The organism is Stieleria sedimenti (genome assembly GCF_025060895.1).
In the GTDB taxonomy this organism is placed as follows: Bacteria; Planctomycetota; Planctomycetia; order Pirellulales; family Pirellulaceae; genus Stieleria; species Stieleria sedimenti.
Window position 1 is genome coordinate 25202 of the sequence record NZ_JANZKV010000112.1, and the last position, 21627, is coordinate 46828.

The 21627-nt window shown below is 60.5% G+C and carries 13 protein-coding genes; 5 read left to right on the forward strand and 8 right to left on the reverse strand.

Annotated elements, in window-relative coordinates; genetic code table 11:
- Window positions 1-143: 143 nt before the first annotated feature.
- Window positions 144-1607: a CmpA/NrtA family ABC transporter substrate-binding protein gene (locus NZK35_RS15640; protein ID WP_407699795.1), complete on the reverse strand. Its 1464-nt coding sequence runs from the start codon at window positions 1605-1607 to the stop codon at window positions 144-146.
- 640 nt (window positions 1608-2247) lie between these two features.
- Here NZK35_RS15640 and NZK35_RS15645 point away from each other — a divergent pair.
- Window positions 2248-3948 carry an alginate export family protein gene (locus NZK35_RS15645; RefSeq protein WP_259633472.1) on the forward strand — a complete coding sequence of 567 codons (1701 nt, stop codon included), beginning with the start codon at window positions 2248-2250 and terminating at the stop codon, window positions 3946-3948.
- Window positions 3949-4616: 668 nt separating this feature from the next.
- Here the strand turns inward: NZK35_RS15645 and NZK35_RS15650 are convergent.
- The 4 genes from NZK35_RS15650 to NZK35_RS15665 form a co-directional block, all read right to left on the reverse strand.
- A complete protein-coding gene (locus NZK35_RS15650) occupies window positions 4617-5051 on the reverse strand; it encodes a globin family protein (RefSeq protein ID WP_259633473.1) in 435 nt (144 codons plus the stop codon).
- A gap of 84 nt (window positions 5052-5135) precedes the next feature.
- A complete protein-coding gene (locus tag NZK35_RS15655) occupies window positions 5136-5750 on the reverse strand; it encodes a Tll0287-like domain-containing protein (protein ID WP_259633474.1) in 615 nt (204 codons plus the stop codon).
- A 48-nt stretch (window positions 5751-5798) separates the two neighbouring features.
- Window positions 5799-7217: a cytochrome c3 family protein gene (locus tag NZK35_RS15660; protein WP_259633475.1), complete on the reverse strand. Its 1419-nt coding sequence runs from the start codon at window positions 7215-7217 to the stop codon at window positions 5799-5801.
- 2 nt (window positions 7218-7219) lie between these two features.
- Window positions 7220-9175: an FAD-dependent oxidoreductase gene (locus tag NZK35_RS15665; protein WP_259633491.1), complete on the reverse strand. Its 1956-nt coding sequence runs from the start codon at window positions 9173-9175 to the stop codon at window positions 7220-7222.
- A gap of 537 nt (window positions 9176-9712) precedes the next feature.
- Here NZK35_RS15665 and NZK35_RS15670 point away from each other — a divergent pair.
- From NZK35_RS15670 to NZK35_RS15685, 4 genes are all read left to right on the forward strand, one after another.
- Window positions 9713-11044 carry a L,D-transpeptidase family protein gene (locus tag NZK35_RS15670; RefSeq protein ID WP_259633476.1) on the forward strand — a complete coding sequence of 444 codons (1332 nt, stop codon included), beginning with the start codon at window positions 9713-9715 and terminating at the stop codon, window positions 11042-11044.
- Window positions 11045-11165: 121 nt separating this feature from the next.
- Window positions 11166-11723, forward strand: a complete 558-nt coding sequence (gene pyrE, locus NZK35_RS15675) for an orotate phosphoribosyltransferase (RefSeq protein ID WP_095737731.1) — start codon at window positions 11166-11168, stop codon at window positions 11721-11723.
- Between the two features lie 23 nt (window positions 11724-11746).
- Entirely contained in the window at window positions 11747-12385 is a 639-nt protein-coding gene (locus tag NZK35_RS15680; protein WP_259633477.1) for a hypothetical protein, read from the forward strand.
- A gap of 314 nt (window positions 12386-12699) precedes the next feature.
- Entirely contained in the window at window positions 12700-18744 is a 6045-nt protein-coding gene (locus tag NZK35_RS15685; protein WP_259633478.1) for a hypothetical protein, read from the forward strand.
- 108 nt (window positions 18745-18852) lie between these two features.
- Here the strand turns inward: NZK35_RS15685 and NZK35_RS15690 are convergent, their stop codons facing one another.
- The 3 genes from NZK35_RS15690 to NZK35_RS15700 all read right to left on the reverse strand — a co-directional run bounded on the left by NZK35_RS15690 (window position 18853) and on the right by NZK35_RS15700 (window position 21613).
- Window positions 18853-19452, reverse strand: a complete 600-nt coding sequence (locus NZK35_RS15690) for a hypothetical protein (RefSeq protein WP_259633479.1) — start codon at window positions 19450-19452, stop codon at window positions 18853-18855.
- Window positions 19453-19683: 231 nt separating this feature from the next.
- The gene (locus NZK35_RS15695) at window positions 19684-21162 is read right to left on the reverse strand and encodes a hypothetical protein (RefSeq protein WP_259633480.1); all 1479 of its coding nucleotides are present in this window, start codon (window positions 21160-21162) and stop codon (window positions 19684-19686) included.
- 133 nt (window positions 21163-21295) lie between these two features.
- Complete coding sequence (locus NZK35_RS15700) at window positions 21296-21613, reverse strand: hypothetical protein (RefSeq protein WP_259633481.1); 318 nt, start codon at window positions 21611-21613, stop codon at window positions 21296-21298.
- Between the last annotated feature and the right edge of the window lie 14 nt (window positions 21614-21627).

The following is a 21627-nucleotide window of genomic DNA, read 5'->3' on the forward strand; positions in this document are numbered from 1 at the left end:
GTCTGGCACCGGACCGAGACGTCCGACCCGAATGGCCGCTTCCCGAACATGCAACGGCGAGGCGGTCACCGCGGCATGCACATTTCAAGGGCTTGGCCGGCGCGACCGACGTCCGTGCCACGTCGATCGCGCCGAGGGGTAATTCACTGCTTCGCCAGCGATTCGGGATCCTTATTGCCGATCTCAAATCCGTTGACGTAGCCGACCGGGTCTTTGGCGTCGTATCGGGTGCCATCGATGAACTCCGTCGTCGCAGCCCGGTAGCCGTCGTAGTCCTCTGCGGGAAAGTCTTCGGCAGACGCCTTGCCCTCGGCGACCAACATCGCCGCGGCCTGGCGATAGATTTCCGGTTTGTAGATCTCTTTGGCCGTTTCCGCGTACCAACTCGCGGGCTTGCCTTCGGTGATCTGGCCCCACCGCCGCATCTGCGTCAAGAACCAGATGCAGTCGCTGTAGTGCGGGTAACTGGCGTAGTATTTAAAGAAGACGTTGAAGTCGGGCATCGGGCGGACGTCGGTTTCCTGGAAAACGAACGTGCCTGTCATGCTGTTGTCGATCACATCTTCGTCCGCTCCGACGTAATCTTTCCCCGACAGAATCTTGGCGGCTTCTTGGCGGTTGACCAGCACGCCGTTCTCATCGGTTGCGTCGAGCCATTTGCCGGCGCGGATCAGAGCCTTGATCACCGCGAGGTGAGTGTTGGGGTGTTTTTCGTCCCACTCTTTGGTCACCCCGAATACTTTCTCGGGGTTGTTCTTCCAAATGTCATAGTTGGTGGTGACGGGAACCCCGATGCCTTTGACGACGGCTTGTTGATTCCACGGTTCGCCGACGCAGTAGCCGAGGATCGTCCCGGCTTCCAGCGTTGCGGGCATCTGGGGCGGCGGAGTGACCGACAGCAACACGTCGGCGTCGACGGTTCCTTGGATGTTTTCTTCGGTGTACATCCCCGGATGAATGCCCGCGGCGGCCAGCCAATATCGAATTTCGTAGTTGTGCGTGCTGACGGGGAAAACCATCCCCATGTTGAAGTCCTTCCCCTCTTGGTTGTATGAATCGACGATCGGTTTGAGCGAGGTCGCGGCAATCGGATGCGGCGGGGTTGCTGACTTCAGTGCCGGATCATTCTCCTGCATCTGTTCCCAGATTTCGTTGCTGACGGTGATCCCGTTGCCGTTGTAATCGAGGCTGTAGGCGGTGATCACGTGAGCTTGGGTGCCGAACCCGATGGTCGCACCGATCGGTTGGCCGGCCAACATGTGGGCGCCGTCGAGTTGGCCGTCGATCACTCGGTCCAGTAGGACTTTCCAGTTCGATTGAGCTTCGATTTCGACGTTCAGACCTTCTTCTTCGAAGTAACCCATCTCTTTCGCGATGACCAACGGGGCGCAGTCGGTCAGTTTGATGAAGCCGAATTTTAAGTTTGGTTTTTCGACGTCTAGAATTTCCATCACCGCCGCGCCGACTTCGGTGTCGTCGCCCGCGGTGGTTTCGAGTTTCGCCGCGGCGGCTTCCAGATCTTCCAGCGAAATCTCGGAATCAGAACAGCCGACCAGTAAGGTGCTGACCGAAATCAGCGTGAAGGAAAACAACGCGGCACGAGACAGACGCCGCAAGCGTCGAGAGGGAACGGATTTCAAAGGCACTTGGATAAGCTCCGAGGGGAGAATCGTGGAAAAGGTGTGGCATTTTCCGATTCAGCCGCGCTTGGCATCGATGGGGTGAATCAGAGACACGGGATTGCTGCATCGTCTGTCGGGATGGGCGAGGCATGCCACGTGCCAAAGCCAATCTCAAGTTCCGCCGGGACCGACAACGTGAGGGAGGTGCGACACAGTCGCCGAGCAAGGTAAGACGATTCACCATAAAGCCAATCGGCGTGAATTCACTTGACAGGGTGTGGTGCTCTTGTTCTGCATCGATTGTGGGCAGTCGCTTCACCCCGCTGCACAGGAATCGTGCGAGGGGTCGACAGCATGTCCCTGACAGGTGCTCGCGCGACTTTAACGATTGTCGTGTCTGTTCACGGCTCGGAAGATTCTTCGCCAATCGACGTCATCGATGAGACGATAGAGCACAGCATGACGGTCGGATTCGCCGGAGCCGACGCGGATGTTCACCGGGATGATTGGGCATGATGTGCGACAGGCGGTTGCGCGGTGGCTCGCATCTCTCGGGGAGCTTGCCATTCCACTAGCCGTCACCTTCTCGGTGACCAACCGTTCCGTAAGGAAGGAGTCCTACGTGATGCCTCCACATCAAAACACTCGCCGGCGCACCCTCGCGCTGGCATTGCTTGCCGGCTTGACCGCTGCCCCGTCGGCGTTGGCCGAAACACCACACGGCCTGGTCGAGACGGTCGTGCTGGACGCCAGCGACACGCCACAAGGCAACGTCCAACTGGTGGCCGATACTGAGTACGGCAATATCCCCTACATCGCCTTTCAGGATGGTCCCGCGCCGCTGGAGGATGCCCCCCAGGCGGACCCGCCACAGCCCGTTCCGATGGACGAGCCGGCTCCCGCGGCGACGGTTGATGCCGCTTCGATGGCTGCGCCCGTCGTGACGAGTTGCAACTGCTGCACGACGCCGTGCTGCACCAAGGCGAAGAAAGACGCCGCGACGGCAGCGATGAAAAGCGCCTACGCCGGTGTGTTCTACGCCAACAACTTTAGCTATCTGAACGATCCCTGCTACGACGGCCCTTCGTTCTTTGGCGATTCGCTCAAAGGCATGCTGGGCGGCAAGCTGGACGTCGGTGGTGAAGCGCGGATGCGTTACCACAACGAGAACAATCACCGCGGTCTCGGATTGACCGGCGTCGACGATTCGTTCTTCCTGACCCGCTACCGCATGTACGCGAATCTGCGCATCAACGAGTACTTCCGCGCCTACGGCGAGTATTTGTACGCCGATTCGGGCGGCGAGACGTTCAACAACCGACCGATCGAAGAGAATCGCGGTGAAATCCAGAACCTGTTTTTGGACACCAAGCTGACCGATTCGTTGAACTTGCGTCTGGGACGACAAGAATTGTTGTTCGGCGACCAGCGGTTGATTTCACCGTTGGATTGGGCCAACACCCGACGTTCATTCCAGGGGGTTCGCGGAACGTACAAGGGGCAGGCGTGGACCGTTGACGGGTTCTTCGTTAACCCGCTGAACCGGAACTTTGCCAACGAAAGCAAGATCGACGACGCCAACGAGGACGTCGACTTCTATGGCGTTTACGCCAGCAACAGCGGAACCACTCTGGGAACCGTGGACGCGTATTATCTCGGATTGAACAATGACGTTGCTGATTTCGACTACCACACGCTCGGTTCACGCGTCGTCGGGTCGTCTGACGCCGGCGTGCTTTACGCGATCGAGGGTGGAGTCCAGTTCGGTTCCAACAGCCCTGGATATGGTGACCACAGCGCCGGATTCTTTACCGGCGGCTTGGGTAAGAAGTTGAGCGTTTGCACCGCTTGTGGCGAGTGGAAACCGACCGTTTGGTTCTGGTACGATTGGGCTTCCGGTGGCGATGACGTCCCGGCGGCTCGTGGTGATGACAGTTTTGATCACTTGTTTCCGTTGGCTCACAAGTACAACGGTCTGATGGACTTGTTCGGCCGCCGTAACCTTCATGACATCAATGCCCAATTCATCACGCCGTTGCTGGGTGATCGGGTCAGCTTGCTGTTGTGGTACCACCACTTCTTCTTGGACCAAGCCACGACGCCGTACGGTGTGACGATGGCTCCCTTCAACCCGGCCAATGCCGCCGGCGACAGGGAATTGGGGCAAGAAATCGACATGGTCGTGACCTGTGCGATCAACCCGCGGACCAACGTCCAAATCGGATACTCGCACTTCCGAGCCGGCGACTACTACGACACGACGCCGGGGGTTCCGACCAACGCCGACGCCGACTTCTTCTGGACCCAGTTCCAGTGGCGGTTCTAGGCGGAGCGCGGGAACGCGATCGCAGTGGGGTAAGCATCCTGCTTGCCAACTTCGCCGGCTCCGCCGGCGAATCTGCGATGTGTCGCTTCCGACCCCGTTTGCTCCCAGGTGGGAGCGCGATCGGGACGTCACGCGGTGCGTGACGTGAGGCAAGCTGGAAGCTTACCCCACTTTTAGCCGGCCGCGGGCGTGGGGTAAGCATCCTGCTTGCCACCCTCGCCGGCTCCGCCGGCGAATCTGCGATGTGTCGCTTCCGACCCCGTTTGCTCCTAGGCGGGAGCGCGATCGGGACGTCACGCGGTGCGTGACGTGAGGCAAGCTGGAAGCTTACCCCACCTTTAACCGGCCGCGGGCGTGGGGTAAGCATCCTGCTTGCCACCCTCGCCGGCTCCGCCGGCGAATCTGCGATGTGTCGCTTCCGACCCCGTTTGCTCCCAGGTGGGAGCGCGATCGGGACGTCACGCGGTGCGTGACGTGAGGCAAGCTGGAAGCTTACCCCACCTTTAACCGGCCGCGGGCGTGGGGTTAGCATCCTGCTTGCCAACTTCGCCGGCTCCGCCGGCGAACCTGCGATGTGTCGCTTCCGACCCCGTTTGCTCCCAGGCGGGAGCGCGATCGGGACGTCACGCGGTGCGTGACGGAAGGCAAGCTGGAAGCTTACCCCACCTTTAACCGGCCGCGGGCGTGGGGGCATCACTTTCATGGGCGGCGTCCAGCATCACGTTGCTGAGCGTCACGTAGGTGATGGTCCAAGCCTGCTTGACGTCGTCTGTGAAGGCCTCGGCGAGCCCCTGTTGGAGCGTCCAGAGCAACGCCTCGCCGACCGTCTGGTAGCTTTCATCGGGGACACCGTACTTCACGTGACGACGCCCCAGGTCTTGGACCGCGGGCAGGATGTCTTCCAATTTGGTCAGTGACGTGACGGCTAGATTTAATGTCGCCATCAGCTTCTTGCCCTGCTCTTTCATGTCACCCTTAAAGAGCGGTTTCAGGGAGGGGTCGAGCTCAAACAGGCGGCCATAAAACAGTTCTGCGGCTTGCTCGGAAATCGGTTTTACCTTCTCCCAAGAAGACTGGACCAAATCGATTTGCTGGGGAGTCATGAGTTGTTCACTCGTGGTTACGTGTCAAAAAAGAGAGACCGGCATCCGTGCCATGAAAACAAAGAGAGTTGCGATGGGCAGCGGTCAAATTGGGACGCGCACCAGCACACCGCCCATCACGTCGTCTTTGCCGAATTCGGGATAGTCATCGCCGCGATTGGGGTGTTCGTTGTGGCACGACCAACACGCCTCGGCGACGGCACGGTCGGGGTAGACGGCGACGAAGTACTTTTGGTCACCGAGTTCTTCTTCTCCGTAAAAGTTCTCGCCGGGATTGTCGCTCAGGTAATCGAGCGCTGTCTGTTCCAACTCGGTCTTGGCCTGGTGCTGTTCATTGAGCGGCCACTTGCTGCGAAGTGCGTAGGTGAAACCGGCTTCCGGATTTTCGTCGACCAACTCGGCACCCATGCGGAACATTTGCGCGGGCAACGGAATCGAGTTCTCGGTGTCTTCCCAGTATTCGAACGCTTTGACGGGGGCGTCTTGCTTTTTCAGGTTCGTCACGACGTGTGTCGCGTAGACGGTCCGGTCGGCCATCATTACCGCGTGCACGCCGTCGGCAAACTGTTGGGGCGTGATCCCACCGGACGGTGTCGAACTCGCTTCGCTACTGGTGCAGCCCGGTAAAGCGGCCAGTGGCAGCAGCGCGCACACGGTCAGTGCAGCCGCGGCGAGTTGTTGATTGCGATTCAATTTCATCATGAAAATCCTTCAAGGGAACGTGGCAAAAAAAAGAGAAAAACAGGGTCATGGTGTTTGAAGAAGCGTCTCGCGTTTGGCCCGACGCTGCTCGAACCAAGCGCGCGCCATCTGCACGCTTTTGATTCGCTCGGTCGGGGCATCGCCGAAGCACGATGTGATCGATCGGGGATCGGCCAGCGCGCTGAGTGAATACTCCAGTCCGTGGCAGTGCGTGCAGACCTGTCGGGCCATCGTTTCATTGGGACGCAGGCTCGCGTTCTGATCATGGTTGACCCAGATCCCGGTTTCACCTTCGATCCGGGGCAGATGGCAGGTGGCGCAGGAAACGCCGCTGCCGACGGCACCGCTGCCGGACAACTCGTCCTGCCACAACGTCGCGTGCGAACTGTCGCGATACGCCAACGAATGGTCATCGGCGTGACACCGCAGACAGGCCTCCGCGGCGGCGAATTGCGTGTCGAATCGATGGCCGGGATGACAGGCGTTGCAATCGAGTTTGGCGTGAGCCCGGCCGGCATGCATCGGCAAACGGGCCTGGTCGGGCGTCATCGCGGGCAGCCCCACGGCCAGCCGCATCCCGTGTTTGCCGGTTTGAAAGCTGGCGACCTGGCCGGCATGGCATCGCTGGCAGCTTTCCATGGCGACTGTCTCGGACCACTGTGAATCATTGTTCCCGCCGTGGCAGTGCGTGCAGTTGACGCCTGCGAGTGCGTGGGCGGTTGTCGCCCAGTCGTCCAGCACGCGTTGATCGACGGTTTCGGCCGGGGGATGGTCGGCTTCATCGATCCCCAGCGGGCGGTCGGGACGAAAGACGCCCGAGAGCGAAGCAGCGGTCGACCGCAGAGGCAGTGAAGCGAGTTTCAGATGATCGGGCTGCCCGTGATGATCATCGAGGTACTTTTCGTAAAGCGCACGGTTGTCGTGGTAATTGTGACACCCCGCGGTCGCACAACTGTCGTACGCCATGTCGCGGTGGCTGGGACGCGAATCGGCGACCTCTTGATGACAATGCCAACAGTAATCGGCCGGCATGGTCAGCCCCATCGTGAGCGTCTGTTCGGGGACGTGTTCCTGGTGGCAACTCAAGCAATTCTGCGCGTCGAGCACCGCCAGTCGCTCGGCGTTGGTCGGGTCGCGAAATTTCTTTGCCGGGTGTGTGTCCTTGGCCAGATCCAACTGTTCGCCGTGGCAGCGGATGCAGGCATCTTGCATGACGTCGGATCCGCTCGGCCCGTCCGCCGATCGCCCCGGGTCATGACAGGCGTTGCAATCCATTTCGATTTGATAGTGTCCGTGCGTCGTTTCACCGGGTAGCCAAGCGGTCTTGCTGATCGATGCCGGAGCAACCAACCCGAACCCGAAGTAGGCGGCGATCGAGACATTGATCGCCGCCCACGTCAACCATTTCGGTGCGTGGGGAGACTGGCGAAACGCGTTCCAGATCGATCGGATTTGAATGCTCATGATCAATCGCTGAACCAATAAAAACCGAGCACATGAAGCGCGATCAAGATCGGCAACGGCCAGGTCACCCAGAGGTGAATGCGGCTCAATCGGGGACGCCAGCGGCGGATCCACATCCCCAGATTTCCCGACGCACGACTCTCCATGCTGCTTGCGATTCCGGCCACCGCGCCCAACGCCGCGGCGGACAAGAAGCAGACCGCGAGCATGAAATTCAGGTTGTGCCCCAGCCGCATCCCGGTGTGTATGGCGACGCCGATCAGGACGGCCATGCCCAACACCCCGTGTGCGGCGCGCCAAAACCCGTACGATCCCCAATGAAACCACGTCAGGCGTTTGCGGAGTGAAAAGACGAGCCCCAACAACGTCAAACCGACCAAGGTGAATCCGCTGATTTGGCGACCGAGATCGCTGCGCCAAATCGTCTCGATGTTTCGCCACGACGATTGCACGCTGTCCGTCAGCGGGATCGGCGGAACAACCAACCAAGTCAGGCTGGCCAGCAACGCCATCACGCTGGCCACCCACATGGTCTTGGCCCCGGGGACCGCGATCGGTTCTGCCGCTGCGGCGCCTGCCAATTGGCCGACCAGCCCGCGACAGCTGCCGCAGGCGGTGGACGCACCACATGCCGACGCGATTTGTTCGACGTCTGGTTTGCCGTCCTCGATCAATTCGACGATCGTTGATTTGCTGACCGACAAGCACGAACACACGATCGCGTCGGCCGGCCAATCGGTGACCGGCATCGCACCGCCGGGAGACCACGGGGATCCCGTGTTTAAGAATCGTTTGCGTTGCCAAGGCCACAGTCGCGCCCGTTTGGCGATCGCCTGTCTGACTTGGGGCAATTCATCCCAGGGGCCGACACACGACGCACCGACGATTCGCCCCCGCTCGGTCAACAGTTTTCGGTATCCCGATTCGTCATGGTGTGTCACCACGTTGCCGCCGGCGAATTCGCCGAGCGTCGTGCCCAGCGTCGCGACTTGCACCCCCATCAATTTCAGTTCTGCCGATTCGTCGGCGCCGTTGAAGGTCGTCTCACCGCCGGCCAGCCGCTGTGCCAAGACATCGGCCATGCGAAAGCAAGGCGCCGCGAGTCCGAAGACGTGGTCGTGGAACGAGGCGCATTCGCCGATCGCAAAGACATTCGGATCGCTGGTCTGCAAACACTCGTTGACCTTCACCCCGCGACGGGGGCCGATTTCAAGCCCCGCTGCTTCGGCCAGTTTGTCGTTGGGACGTACGCCCGCGGCGATGACAAGCAAGTCGACGTGCAGATCATTTGCGTTGGAAAACTCGATGCAAATCCCTTCGTCGACGACAGTGATCGATTCGGTGCGGCGGACGAGTTGGACGTCAACGCCCATGCTTTGAATCTTGCGTTTGAGCAGCCCGGCAGCGTCGGCGTCCAGTTGTCGCGGCATCAATCCCGGTGCCATCTCAATCACGCTGACCGACAAACCCAGGTCCATCAGGATTTTGGCGGCTTCCAATCCCAACAAGCCTCCGCCGATCACGCCGCCCCGACGCACGTTTCGTGACGCGCAGTAGTCCCGAATCGATTCCAGGTCGGCGATGGTGCGATAGACGAAAACCCCGTCGCTATCGCAACCCTTGATCGGAGGCACGAAGGCGTGGGATCCGGTCGCCAACACCAAATGGTCGTAGCCATAGAACGAGCCATCTTGGTCAAACACCATTCGCTGCTCGCGATCGATCCGCTCGATCCGCCGCCCCGTGATCAGTTCGATGCGGTGTTTTTGGTACCAATCCCGCGGTGCCAACAACAGCTCTTCGGCCGATCGACCGTCAAAGTAAGTCGACAAGTTGACTCGGTCATACGCCGGCAGCGGTTCGTCACCGATGACCGTGACGTCATAGCCCTGGATCACGCCGCTGCGGACGAGGCGATCGCAGAGGCCAAAGCCCGCCATTCCGCCTCCGACGATCACCAGCCGGGGGCGTTGTGGGGGCGTGACGTGACGCTGGGCGGTGGTTGGACCAACCTGTTGACGATTCGCGAGAGGGGCGTTCAGCGCGGCAACCATGTCCGGGTGGAGGTGAATCCGGGGGGGAAGGAACCGAGGAGATCGACTTCGGTTGACCTCCATGGCCGGACCGTCTTTGCCTAGCAAGGGCCGACCGGGTCACCGCCGCACGCAATCGTTGCGCCAATCCGCACAACTGAGCAGGTTCAATGGAGCGGCGCTGGTCGAATTCGACACAGTGCCAGGCGAAGGTTTTAAATATATCCCTTAGCGTGCAGGTTTTTGTGAGCAGCAGGGAGACGGCGTCCGTTCACATCAGCGCGAAACGAGTGCACGTCCGTATTGGTCTGCCTAAGAACGCGGCAGCGGATGATCGACGACCGGGCGATGGAGGGGAATTCTTGCAAACTGATCTGGAAACGCGGGGGAAGATTCCGCTAGACGTGATCCTTGACCGTTCACCCGCTTGATTTTCGCACGAATCCGTCATGGAGGACTGTCGTGCAAACGATAAAAACCGCCGCCGTTGTCGTTCTGATGCTCACCGTCCTGTACGGCGGTTATGTATCGTTGACCACTCCGCCCGAGCCGCTGCCCAATGAGATCGAGGAGATCCTGGTCATCGAAGAAGCCGGTGGATCGGCCTTTGGGGCCGGCGAAGCGGTGGCCAGCGGATTGCAACTCGATGAGCCCCCACCGGGCGTATTGCCTCCGTCGACGGACGCCTTGGCGCAACCGGCTCCGCTGCCGAGCCCTGCAGCCGATCCGGTTGTCAGCGGGTCATTCAACCCGGCGCCGCGGCCGACTTCCTCGGCCAATCCCAATACCTTCGGCAGTTCCTTCGCGGATCTACCTCCGAAACTGGAATCCTCGGTCGATCGCCAGTCGGACGGCTCGGCGACCATCACCAAGTTGCCCGCGGTCGATCCGAACGCACCCGGCGTCACACCCGGACCGGTAGACTCGTACGCTTCGACGCCCGGAGCGTTCCGCCTGCCCGATCCTTCAGCCGCCGCTGCGACCTTCGATCCGACGCGTGGCGCCGCGTTTGAGGGCGGTCCGGCCGGATTCACGATGACCGACAAATCGCCAGCGACGGCGGTCGAAACGCTGGGGAATCCGCCCGCCGAGGAAAACCGTGGATTGACCAATGCGTTCAAGACGGCCGACACGATGTTCGTCAAGGGCCAGCTGAAAGAAGCTCTGGCCACGCTGAGCGTTTTTTACGGGATGCCGAACCTGTCGCCCGACCAGCGGCAACAATTGCTCAGCCGACTCGATCCCCTGGCCCGCGAAGTGATCTACTCGCGACGGCACTTGCTCGAGCCGCCGCACCGTGTGACTGCCAGCGAAACGTTGGTGGAGATTGCCGACAAGTACCAAGTGCCCTCACAGTTGCTGGCCAACATCAATCAAGTGGATGATCCGGTCACGGTGTTGCCGGGAACAGAATTGAAAATCGTCCGCGGACCGTTTCGCGCCGAAGTCGATTTGACCGGTCAACAATTGACGCTGTTCCTCGGCGATCTGTATGCCGGGCGTTTCGAAATTGGTGTCGGCAATGATCCGGCGCCCAAACCGGGGACCTACACCGTCCAAGAGAAACAGACTTCGCACGTGTTTTACGACCGGACCGGTGTGCCGATACCTGCGGGCAGCCCCAACAACCCCTACGGCAAGATGTGGCTGGACCTGGGGGGGCAGATCAGCATCCATGGCAGCCCCAACACGGTGCAGCCGACCGACGCCGGGTGCATCAGTGTCGCCGGTGACTACGCCGATGACATCTACGGGATTCTCAGCCAGGGTTCCTCTGTGACGATTCGCCGATAACAATGCCCTGTGGCACCAAACGGGGTGTCTTTGGTTAGCGGTAGGGCGCGAGCCCTCCGGTCAGAACGTAGGCGGCCGGGCAGAAAGCTCGCGGGCGCCGAATCACGCAGGGAATCATGGCATGACGTACAACAAACAAGACTTGATCGATCTGCTCGGATCCGAGGCCCTCCAGCGTGGCGAATTCACGCTCGCGAGTGGGAAAAAGGCATCGTATTACCTCGATTGTCGACGCATCACGTTGCATCCCCAGGGCGCCAATCTGGTCGCCGCCGGGATGTTGGCAGAGATCCAGGCATCGGGTCCGCTGCCGGCCGCGGTCGGCGGGATGGCGATCGGCGCCGATCCGATCACCGCCGCGATTGTCACCGTAGCCGGTCAACAAAACCTGCCGCTGAAAGGGTTCATGGTCCGCAAGGAGCCGAAGGGACACGGCACGGGGAAACAGGTCGAAGGACCGGTGGAGCCCGGCCAGGAAGTCGTGATCGTCGAAGACGTGATCACCAGCGGCGGCAGCGCGCTCAAAGCCGTCGAGGCGGCCGAGGCGTTCGGTCTCAAGGTCCGTGAAGTCATCGGAATCATCGACCGGCTGGCCGGCGGCGAGGCCGCGTTTGCCGCCCGCGGATTGAAACTCAAGACGCTGACCACGATTCGCGACTTCGGGATCGAGCCGGAATAGTGGAAACGTCGCTGCATCAACAGTTGAAACTCCACTACGCCTGCGACGCGTCACAAACGGAAGTCGTCGTCGGGCGTTATCGGATTGATGCAGTTCGAAATGATGAATTGATCGAAGTGCAATGCGCGTCCCTTTCGGCGATCAAATCTAAAATCAACGCGCTGTTGCATCGCCATCCCGTTCGGGTGGTCAAACCGATCATCCTGCGAACTCGGATCGCCAAGAAGAAGAACGCCCGCGGCAAAGTGACGTCGCGGCGGATGAGCCCGAAACGCGGCGACACGTTGGATCTGTTCGAAGATCTGATCTATTTCACGCGTGTGTTTCCGCATCCGAACCTGATCTTAGAATTGGCGCTCCTGCATGTGGAACAAACGCGCGTCCCCAGTCGCCGACATCGTCGCCGCTGGCGCAAAGACTACCGCGTCGCGGATGTTTCACTCGAACAGATCGAATCGACGTTGGAACTCCGCAGCGCCGAGGACCTGTTTGAACTGGTGGGACTCGATCGCCAGACCGAGTCGTTCACGACCGAAGACATCGCCCGCGTGACCGGCCGCCCCAGATGGTTTGCCCAAAAGATCGCCTACGTGCTCAAGCACACCCAGGCGATCGAGCCGATCGGACGCAACCGATCCGGCATTCTGTATCGCGCCGCGTAGCGGCAGTGGGGTAAGCATCTTGCTTGCCGTCCTCGCCGGCTCCGCCGGCGAACGTGTTCCCACGCAGAGCCTGGGATCAAGGCCGGTACGTCACGCGGTGCGTGACGTATGGCAAGCTGGAAGCTTACCCCACGTTGCAGCCTCGTAGCGCATGCCAATGGCTGGCATCCCTCCGCGAGCCTCTCAAACACGCAATATTCGCGTTCCGGCCGGGAAAAGCTTATGAAATAGCTTGAAACGTCGAGGGAAAGCTGGGCTCTTTCCAACCCGTGAGCAACCTTTTGGCTCCTGACGTTCCGTCGAGACCCACCGTGATGACCGTTTTTATCGCTATCACCATCGTTTGGATTCTCATCACGCTGATCGGGCACCTGTCGTGGTTGGCCATCGCTGCGCTCTACCACGCGATAACAGGGGGCGACGATGCGGCAACAAACGTCATCGATCGCGACGAGGATGTCCAGGCGGCAAACCGCGTGGTCAGCCGAATGGCCGCGGCGCTGCTGATCAGCCCCGCCGAAGCGCAGAAACTCCGCGGCAAGATCAACCAGCTCGATCACACTCCATGGCGGAGCAACGCCCCGCCGACGGAAGCCCAGCGGGGTCTCGAAGGCCAAACTCCGACCGCCGAATCGACGCCCGACGGAGACGTGTTGGGCGCCGCGGCGTCTGACGTCGCCACGATGGGTTCCCCGATGGCTTCGTCCGCTGCCGCACCGCCGGCACGCACCGAAAGCGATGCCGCCGGCGCGCGACAACCCTCACTCGACGAGTTTCTGGCACCGCGTCCGACTGCCGCCGCCACGCCCGTCGCCGCCGCCACGCCCGCCGCCGCCAAGCCTGTCGCCGAACCCTCTCAAGCGACGGCCCAACCGGTTTCTCCAACGCCGCCGGTTTTTTCGCCGCGTGCTTCACTCGGCCAGTCGCTCGCCGAGTTCTTGGCCGCCCACAACATTCGTTGGGGTGAGTTGATCGCGGGGCTGCTGATCGTCGTCTGTTCGATCGGACTGGTGATGAGTTTGTGGACCACGATCACGCAAATGCACCGCGTGATCCCGTCGTTGATCTTTTTGACCGGCAACACCGCGATCTTCGGCGCCGGGTTGTACACGCTGTTCCGCTGGCGGTTGCAGGACAGCAGTCGGGCGACGCTCGTGATCGCGATGTTGTTGGTGCCCTTGGGGATCTTGACCGGGCTATCGACCGCAGGGATCGACGATGCGTCGGTGATGCTCAACGATCCGATCACTATCTTGTCGATTTTGGGTGCCGGCGCAATCTACATCACGTTGATCTGGCAATCGAGTCGCGCGCTGGTCGGTTCGTCCGGCGCCCTGCCGATGACGCTGGGAGTCGCCGGTCCGGCCGCGGTGCTGCCCCTGGTGCCCGCCGCGGTCCGTGTTTGGGACGCGTCGGCTGGATATGTCGCGTATGGGGGATCGATTGCCGTCGCGGTCGCGATCGCGTTGTTAATTCACCGAAACGTCGAGCGGGGACTCAAAGGCAACACGTCGTGGCGACGCGCGCTGGTGATCGGTGTCTCCACGTTTTCCCTGGCCGTGCTTGCCGGATACGTCGCCTTCATGCTGCGGAGTTTTGAATCGGGTTGGCTGGGGATCGCCGTGTCGACGCTTCCCGGCGTGGTGCTGCTGGCCGCGGCGGCAGGCTCATTGGCGGGCGATCGCCGGCGCACCAAGCTGGCGCTTGCGGGAACGGTGATGGCGTCCCTGGGGCTATTGGCCGGCGGTGCTCTGTTGATCCCGATGATGGCGTCGTCGCAGTGGCTTTGGACCTGGGCGGTTTCATTTTCAGTTGCCGCTGTGCTGGCAGCGTTTCTTTTGAATGCTCCGCGTTGGACGGTGATCGCAACGGTGCCCGTCTCGATGGCGTTCTTGCTCAGCTCGCCGGCGTGGGCTTCGGATCTCGCTTGGTCGCAGTTTCCGATCTGGAAGCGATTGGTCGGTGGCGAACCGATGTTGGCGTCGCTGTGCATCGGTGGGGTCACGATGGGGATCGCGTTGCTGTTGCGTGCGTCGGACCAACGCAAGGCGATGACCTGCACCGCGGGCGTTTGGCTGGCCTACGCAACCGCCAATGCAGGCTTGCTGACGGTCGCTCCGACAAGCTGGATGGGAGCGATTCCCGGTTGGGTGTTGCCGGTGTTGCTGGGGCTGGCCGCCGCTGCTCTGGTCGTCGCTGCCAGCCGGATCACGTTGCCGATCGATGCCAAGCTGGTCGCGGGAATCGGTTCGGCGGTGATGTTTGCATTTTGGTTGTCGATCCTGAAACCGCTGGTCATCGGACAACCCTTTCCGGGCTGGATTCCCGCGATGTGGACGCTGCTGGCAACCGCGGGTGCGGGTATCGTTGCCGCCGAAATCTTGTGGAAACAAAATACACTGGCGAAGGCGTTTCGGGCGACGGCATCCGCGTTCGTACTCGGCGCCGCGGCGGTTTCGATCCTGTTGGTGTTTGAGGCGACGGACGTTGAGGCCGTTCATCATGCCAACACGCTCAAAGCGATCGCCGTGTCGTTTTCCTGTGTGCTCGCCTGGCTCTGGATCGGGCTGACCGATCGCAACACGCTGCATCTCTCCTATGCTCGGTTTCACCTCGTCGTGACGGCCGTCATGGTGGGCCATGATTGGTTCAATGATTCCTTGCTGACCGTTGCGGCCTGGCGCAGCGGCGAGGCCTTGTGGGCGTGGTCGGGACTGGGGTGGTTGGTCGCCGCCGCGATCATCGGCAGGGACGCCCTGATCGGAGCGTTGAAAAACGTTTCGGACGGATCACGGGTTTCCTCCTTCGTGGCTCGCTTCAGTTGGTACAACTCGGCTGAACATCCGCAGGATGTCCTGACGCGAGGACTGGTCATTCAAACGTCAACGGTGTTATTGGGATTGGGGTCCGCGTTGGCGTTCGGTTCATTGGTGGTCACCGTCGGTTGGGGAACGGCGACCAGCCTGTTCAACGGATTGACACTGCCGATCGCCGTGCTGTTTGTCAGTGGTTTGGTGTTGCACGGGGTGGTGTTGCAAGGAGGCGCCCGCGGTGACGCAGTGTTCTTCGGCCAGCGATCGGTTTTGCCCTGTTTGCATTTGGCCGCCGGATTCGGTTGGATCGGATGGCAGGTCGGGATACGGATGTTGGTGGACCCGTCGGAACAACTCGTCTTGGCGACTTCGTTGGCGGCGGCGGGGTGCTTTGCCATCGACATGTTGCGACGTGAATCAGAATCCGGTGATCACGTTTTTGCGTTCGGCGGATCGACCGCCGGCGGTGTGTTTGCAGCCATCGGATTGGCGTTCATCGCCGTGTCGTCCGGTTGTCTGTTGAGCAGCGGTTGGGTGCCGATGGTGCAGCAAGGTGTTCGGCCGGATCAGTTCGTCACGCTGTCGGTCGCGGCGTGGTGGGCGACCGCTGCGATCCTGTCGGGATGGCTCGGCCACCGCGATCGCAGCGGTGTGTTGGCGATCGTCCCGGCAATCCTGGTTCCAGCGGTGGTGATCCTGGTGATGCCGCTTTGGGTACCGGCCCAGTGGTGGGTCTGGATTCAATCCGCGGCGATCACCAGCGGCGCGTATGCGGTCGCGTTGCGATTCGTTCCGCCGCGTTTAGGATCCGAACCCGATCAACCGATGCTGCCTCGGGCGATCGATGTGTCGCTGCTGGGTTGTGCCACCGTTGCGATGGTGACTTCGCTGGGCTTGATCACGGGCATCGTGTTGCGAGACGCATCGTGGATGCAGTTGCATCATCCGACGGGATGGGTGCTGTCGACGTTGGCCGCATGCCTGATGCTGTTTTGGAATCGTCTTGCCGGTCGGGCACTGCGGTTGGCCGGGCCGATTGCGTGGCCGATCATGCTCAGCTTGATGTCCGGCCACGTCGCGATGTGGTTATCGCAGCTCGCGGCGCCATCGATGTTGCCGCATCAATGGTTGCCGATGGTTTGGACGGCGGTGGCAGCGGTTTCGATTTTCGAAGTTTGTCGCGTGGCGTTTTGGCAGAATGCATCCGTTCGTTTGACGCGCTGGCACGCCGGGCTTTTGATCGTTGCGGCGACGCTTTTGTGTCTTTTTGACGGTTCGATGTCCCGTGATGCCACGGTCGGTTTGATCGCCAGTATCGCCGGTGGAATCCTGGTCGCGACACGGGCCGTGTTGGCTTATCGGGAGGTTCGGTGTGGGCTGCCGATCACGAAACGATCGACGGTGATCACGCGGTTGTTCAGTTGGTATGCGGTCGCGAGCGGGGCGGTGTTTGTGTTTCAACTCGTCGAAGCAAATTCCCGATCGGAGTTTGTGCTGTGGACGATGCTGTTGGCGTGGATCGCGGCCTGGGTTCTGGTTTGGCGTTTGGGCTGTCCCGACCGAGAGTCGGTCGAACCGGATGCGCGACGGTGCCGTGCGATGTTGCCCGATAGCGAGGCCGCGATGTTGGTTCTGGCGGCGTTGTCATTGGAGTTGTTGGCCGTGACGATTTCGGCGGTCGACTTCGCCCCGCTGGCGGTTGTGGAAGACCCCTTGCTGTGGCTGCGATTGGGGATCGGACTTGCCGTCGCCCTCTCGGTCAGTTTTCGGCAGGGACGTCCTTCGGTCGGCGAGACGGCGATGGCGACCGTTCTCGTTTCGGCGACGTTGCTGGGGATCAGAATCGGGGTCGACCGGTTCGCCCGCAGCGAAACTCTGCTGACCGTGATTTGTCTGGTCGCACCGATGACGCTGGCCGTGATGGTGTTTTCCGCCGCGGGGATCTGCCGGGCGATCAATCGAATCGCTGTCCGGTGGAATGGTTTGATTGCCGATGGCCAGTTACCGGCGTCGATTTCGATCCCGCGTTTCGCCCGCGCGTTGACGCGTGTCGCAGTGGGCACGGTGATCTTGGTCGTCGCTCTGACGAGTTATTTGTTGTTCGGCTTCAACTCCAACACCATGGTTCCGGTTGCGATCTGCGGCGTCGCCTTGTTGGCCGCTTCGTTGGCGGAATTGGCCGAGCGGACGGGGCGTGAGATCGTTCGACACGTGGCGATGTTTGTCGCTTTGGCGTCGATCGCGATGTGGGCCAGTGTGAACGTAGGCAACGACGCTCATCCGATGGTTTCGCTCTCCACACGTTGGTTCGTAGGCTGGGTGTTCGTCGCGATCGGATTGTCGTTCGGCGTACCAAAGTTGTTCGGTGCCCAAATCTTGGAACGATGGAAGAACGCCGTTCGAAGCGGATTTGTGCTGGCGATCTCATTGGCGATTGGGGCGTTGGTCGCAACCTTGGTCCAAGAAGCGGTCGTTCGGGTTGCCGGCCAATCCGACCAGTTGGTCAAGCCCCTGATGCTGGGAATGGCGGCGACGCTGGCACTGTTGAGCGTGATGTCGACGTTGGCGGGGATCTTGAGTGGGCCGGGGTATTCGTACCGAGACGCTTGGAAACTGACGGATCGACAACGCGCCGCCTTGGTCGTTGCGGCGCAGGTGTTTGGCGGATTGACCTGGTTTCATCTGTTCCTGTGCAAGAGTCCGCTGGCGAGCCTGGGGCTGCGAGCGTATTGGCCGTACGTCGTGATGACGTTGGCGTTTGCCAGCGTGGGGATCACCGAATGGGCGCGGCGGCGCGGCGATCAGGTGCTTGAAAAAACACTCAAACAGACCGCTTTGTTTTTGCCCTTGGTTCCCGTGATCGGGTTCTGGCTGAGCGGATCGTGGGTGTCGTCACTGTTCGGCGAATCCGACGGCAGTCGATGGGCCTACATCCAGGGCCGCGTGTCCTATCAAGGATTGTTGATCGCGGCGGCGCTTTACTATGGCGTCGTGTCGTTTCTGTGGAAGAGCGGCCGGGCACGGCTGGTTTCAATCATGATCGGGAACGTGGCGTTGTGGGTGATCTTGGTCCAAACGCCGAACTGGGACTTCCTTTCTCATCCGCAGGCTTGGTTGATCCCACCGGCGATCTGCGTGTTGGTTGCGACGCATTTTCACCGGGATTCACTGGGGGCAACGACCGCGGCCGCGATTCGTTATGCGGCGACGTTGACGATCTATGTGACCAGCACGGCGGACATGTTGGTTCAAGGGGTCGGTTCGACGATCCTTGGCCCGATCGTCTTGATCGTATTGGCATTGCTGGGTGCGGCCGCCGGTGTGGCACTACGTGTCAAACCGTTCCTGTACCTGGGGACGACGTTCGTGTTGATCGGAGTGACCAGTATGGTCTGGCATGCCCAACAACAAATCGGTGCCGTCTGGCCCTGGTGGGTCTTCGGCATCAGCAGCGGCGTGATGCTGATGATCGGGTTGATGGCGATCGAAAAGAACAAACCAAAGCTGCGCCGCATCGCGACGGCGATGCAGCAGTGGGACGCATGAGCGGAAAAGGGGGCAGGTACCAAAAAACAAATAGCCCGAAGGGTGCTTCGCATTTTTGGTACCTGACCCCTTTTCCGCGGCGCCCTCCGTTGAAAAACTGACGAAGCACTAGGACGCCAACGTCGAGTAAGCCGGATGCGCTCGAATCGCTTCTCGCAATCGTTCCACGTCGCGGTCGAAAAGAGGCGTGCACGCTGTTTGATCCAGCATCTCGTGGTCAAAGACGATTTGTTGAGCCGCGTCGAAAATGCGTCCGGTCGGGCGATCACGGAAGTGGTGGATGGTTCGCGAGTATTCGCCACCTCGTTCACCGCTGCCCTGATGGGTGTATCCTTGGATCGCCAGTCGATAGAGCGTCTGGGCAAGGAATGCCACGGTTTCATCCTCGACCACATCGATGGCCCGTGAGGCTTGAGAATGGGTAATGACGTGGACACATTCATGCACGATCAACGCTTTGCTGTCGGCGTCCGAGCGGATCTGATTCTCGTCAGCGTCGCTCCACAGGAACAACGTCGGACCGTTGCGATCGTAGCGAGCTCGGTCGGGAAGATCGGGATCGGTCTGGACGCCGATCTCATATCGCCGGAGCATCGACTGAACCCGACTGAATGCGGGCGGATCGATTCGGCACCGGCCAAGATTGAAGTTAATCTGGTGCGTGGCACGCTCGCCGAGAATTCGGATGACTTCTGCACTTAACGACATTGATCGATCCCCCAACGCTGCGTGATGAATCCTTCGCTAGGCCAACTCTGGCGGAACCGGCCCCGTGGCGGTTGTTCCAAACGAATGTCCGTTGCAAATCATATGCCCGAGACTTCGCCGGTGAGAGCAGAGCGAATCAGGTCAAGACGGAAGCGGGAACGTGCATTTCCGCACGCGACTGATTCCACCCGGCACAGTTGAGGCGGGGCCGACCAAAGGGCGGGGAGATCGCTATTGCGCCAGCGATCCCGACTCGGCGGCGACGAGCGCTTCGTATTGGGCGATGCGTTCTTCGTCGCCCAGACGTCTCAGGTTTTCCGCCAACAGCACGTTGTCGGCGACCCTGAGAAAGCGATCGTACTTGACGTTTTGTTTGGTCGAATCCGGTTTGGGCGTGTCGGCCAGTTCACGATACCGTTTGTAGTCTCGGTGCTTCTCGATCGCCGCCACAAACTCCGCAGCACGTGACGTCATCAATTCAATCGAAACGGGATTGACGACGTTGGCCAATTCCGGCCACTTGCGTTTGAAATCGCCGGCGATCTTTCGTCGCAATTGCTCCGACGACGATTCGGGGGCGCGGCGGCGGGAACGTCCGCGGCGACGTCCCTCCTCGAGCGCCTTCCAGGCGTCGACCAACCGATCGTTTCCCGTCAGGTTCAGCTGTTCGGAAAGGCCTTCGAGAATCGCCGCTTGAGTCGTGGTGGCCAGGCTGAGTACCAGGTCATACGATTCCTCGTTGGAGAGAAGTTCTGAATCCCCTTCCGCGAATTTGCTGTACTGGCTTAGGAACTCGCCCGATGTTTTGATCGGCAGGTCGATCGTGTCGGCGGTCAAAATCGTGTAAGCATGGGCTTCGTCGAATGAAACGACGCCGTCGTGGTTGTAGTCCGGCGGATGGATCGGATCGCCGGTTCGCGACCGGCCGGACAGTGCGGCCCAAAAATAGGTGCTGTATTCGACATAGCTCGATTCGTCGACTTCCGGTGTGCAACCCGCCGCGGGACGATCGTGGACGGTCGCAAAAAACGCGCAACGACGTTGCGGAGAAAGTCCCCGGTCGGGGTCCCCACCGTTGTAGATCAACTTGGCAAACCCGCCGCTATGGCACTGAACCATAATGGCCACCACGTCCACTCCGACCGCAAGCCCATCGAGCAGGCCGACGAACTCTCGCATCTTGATCGATGAATTGTTCCACGTTGCGATCGTCGTGTTGTACGGATCCTTCGAGTCGGCACTCTTGTTACCGTGGGCGGTGACGAACAGCAGCAGCCGATCGCCAGCGGTCATCGTGACGCCGACTTCGTCGAACCACTTGCGAATGTTTTCCGGTCGTGTGCTGCCGCGCACCTCTGCGATGCGATGATTGCGATAGGACAATCCCAGTGATGATCGACTGCCGAAGAACTCCGCCATCAATCGATTCGCTTTGGGGATCGTTTGCGGATCCATCACCTGCAGGTCGGCGCCACTCGAACTGCCGTCGGAGAAAAAAATGTCATTGTGCGTCTGATCCAGATTGGTCTCGTCCAACACCCGCTGAAAGAACAGCACGTTGTTTTCAAGCGACGCCTGATTGCCTGCAGGCGAGTATCCGCCGCCGATCGTCAGAAAGTAGTCGGCCGCCCGCGCCGGCAGCGGTGCAAGCAGTGCCGATGCGACCACGCAACAGGACAGTCGAATCGTTCGAGAGGACGTTCGTCGCATCGTTCCGCCGCTTCTGTATCGGTGAGGGTTCGGGCCAAATGGTCGCATGAGTCGCTGATCTCCGAACCCATTGTAACGCCAATTCGATCCGCGTTGCGTCAAATGATCTTGCAGCCGAGCCGCACAATGGGCGTTACCGAACGCTCCGATCGGTTTCGCGACGGAGCGGGACGATCTGGATCGCGTTGAACATGGAATAGGAACTTCCGTCCCGATGGCTGATGAACTTGACGTCGTTTCCACGCCAGACGTCGAAGTCGAACGTCACGTATTGAATGCCTTCGGTCATCGGCCGTGACCGATAGCCATGGGTGCCGTCATTTGCCGTCGCCTTTTTGCCGATACTCTCGTCGGCGATTCTCAATTCGATGTTGGCGTTCTGATCGGGCGCGTCGCCATGTGCATAGACGAACGCCCGATAGCGTCCCGGTTCCAAATCCAGGATCGTCACTTCCAGATCCTTGC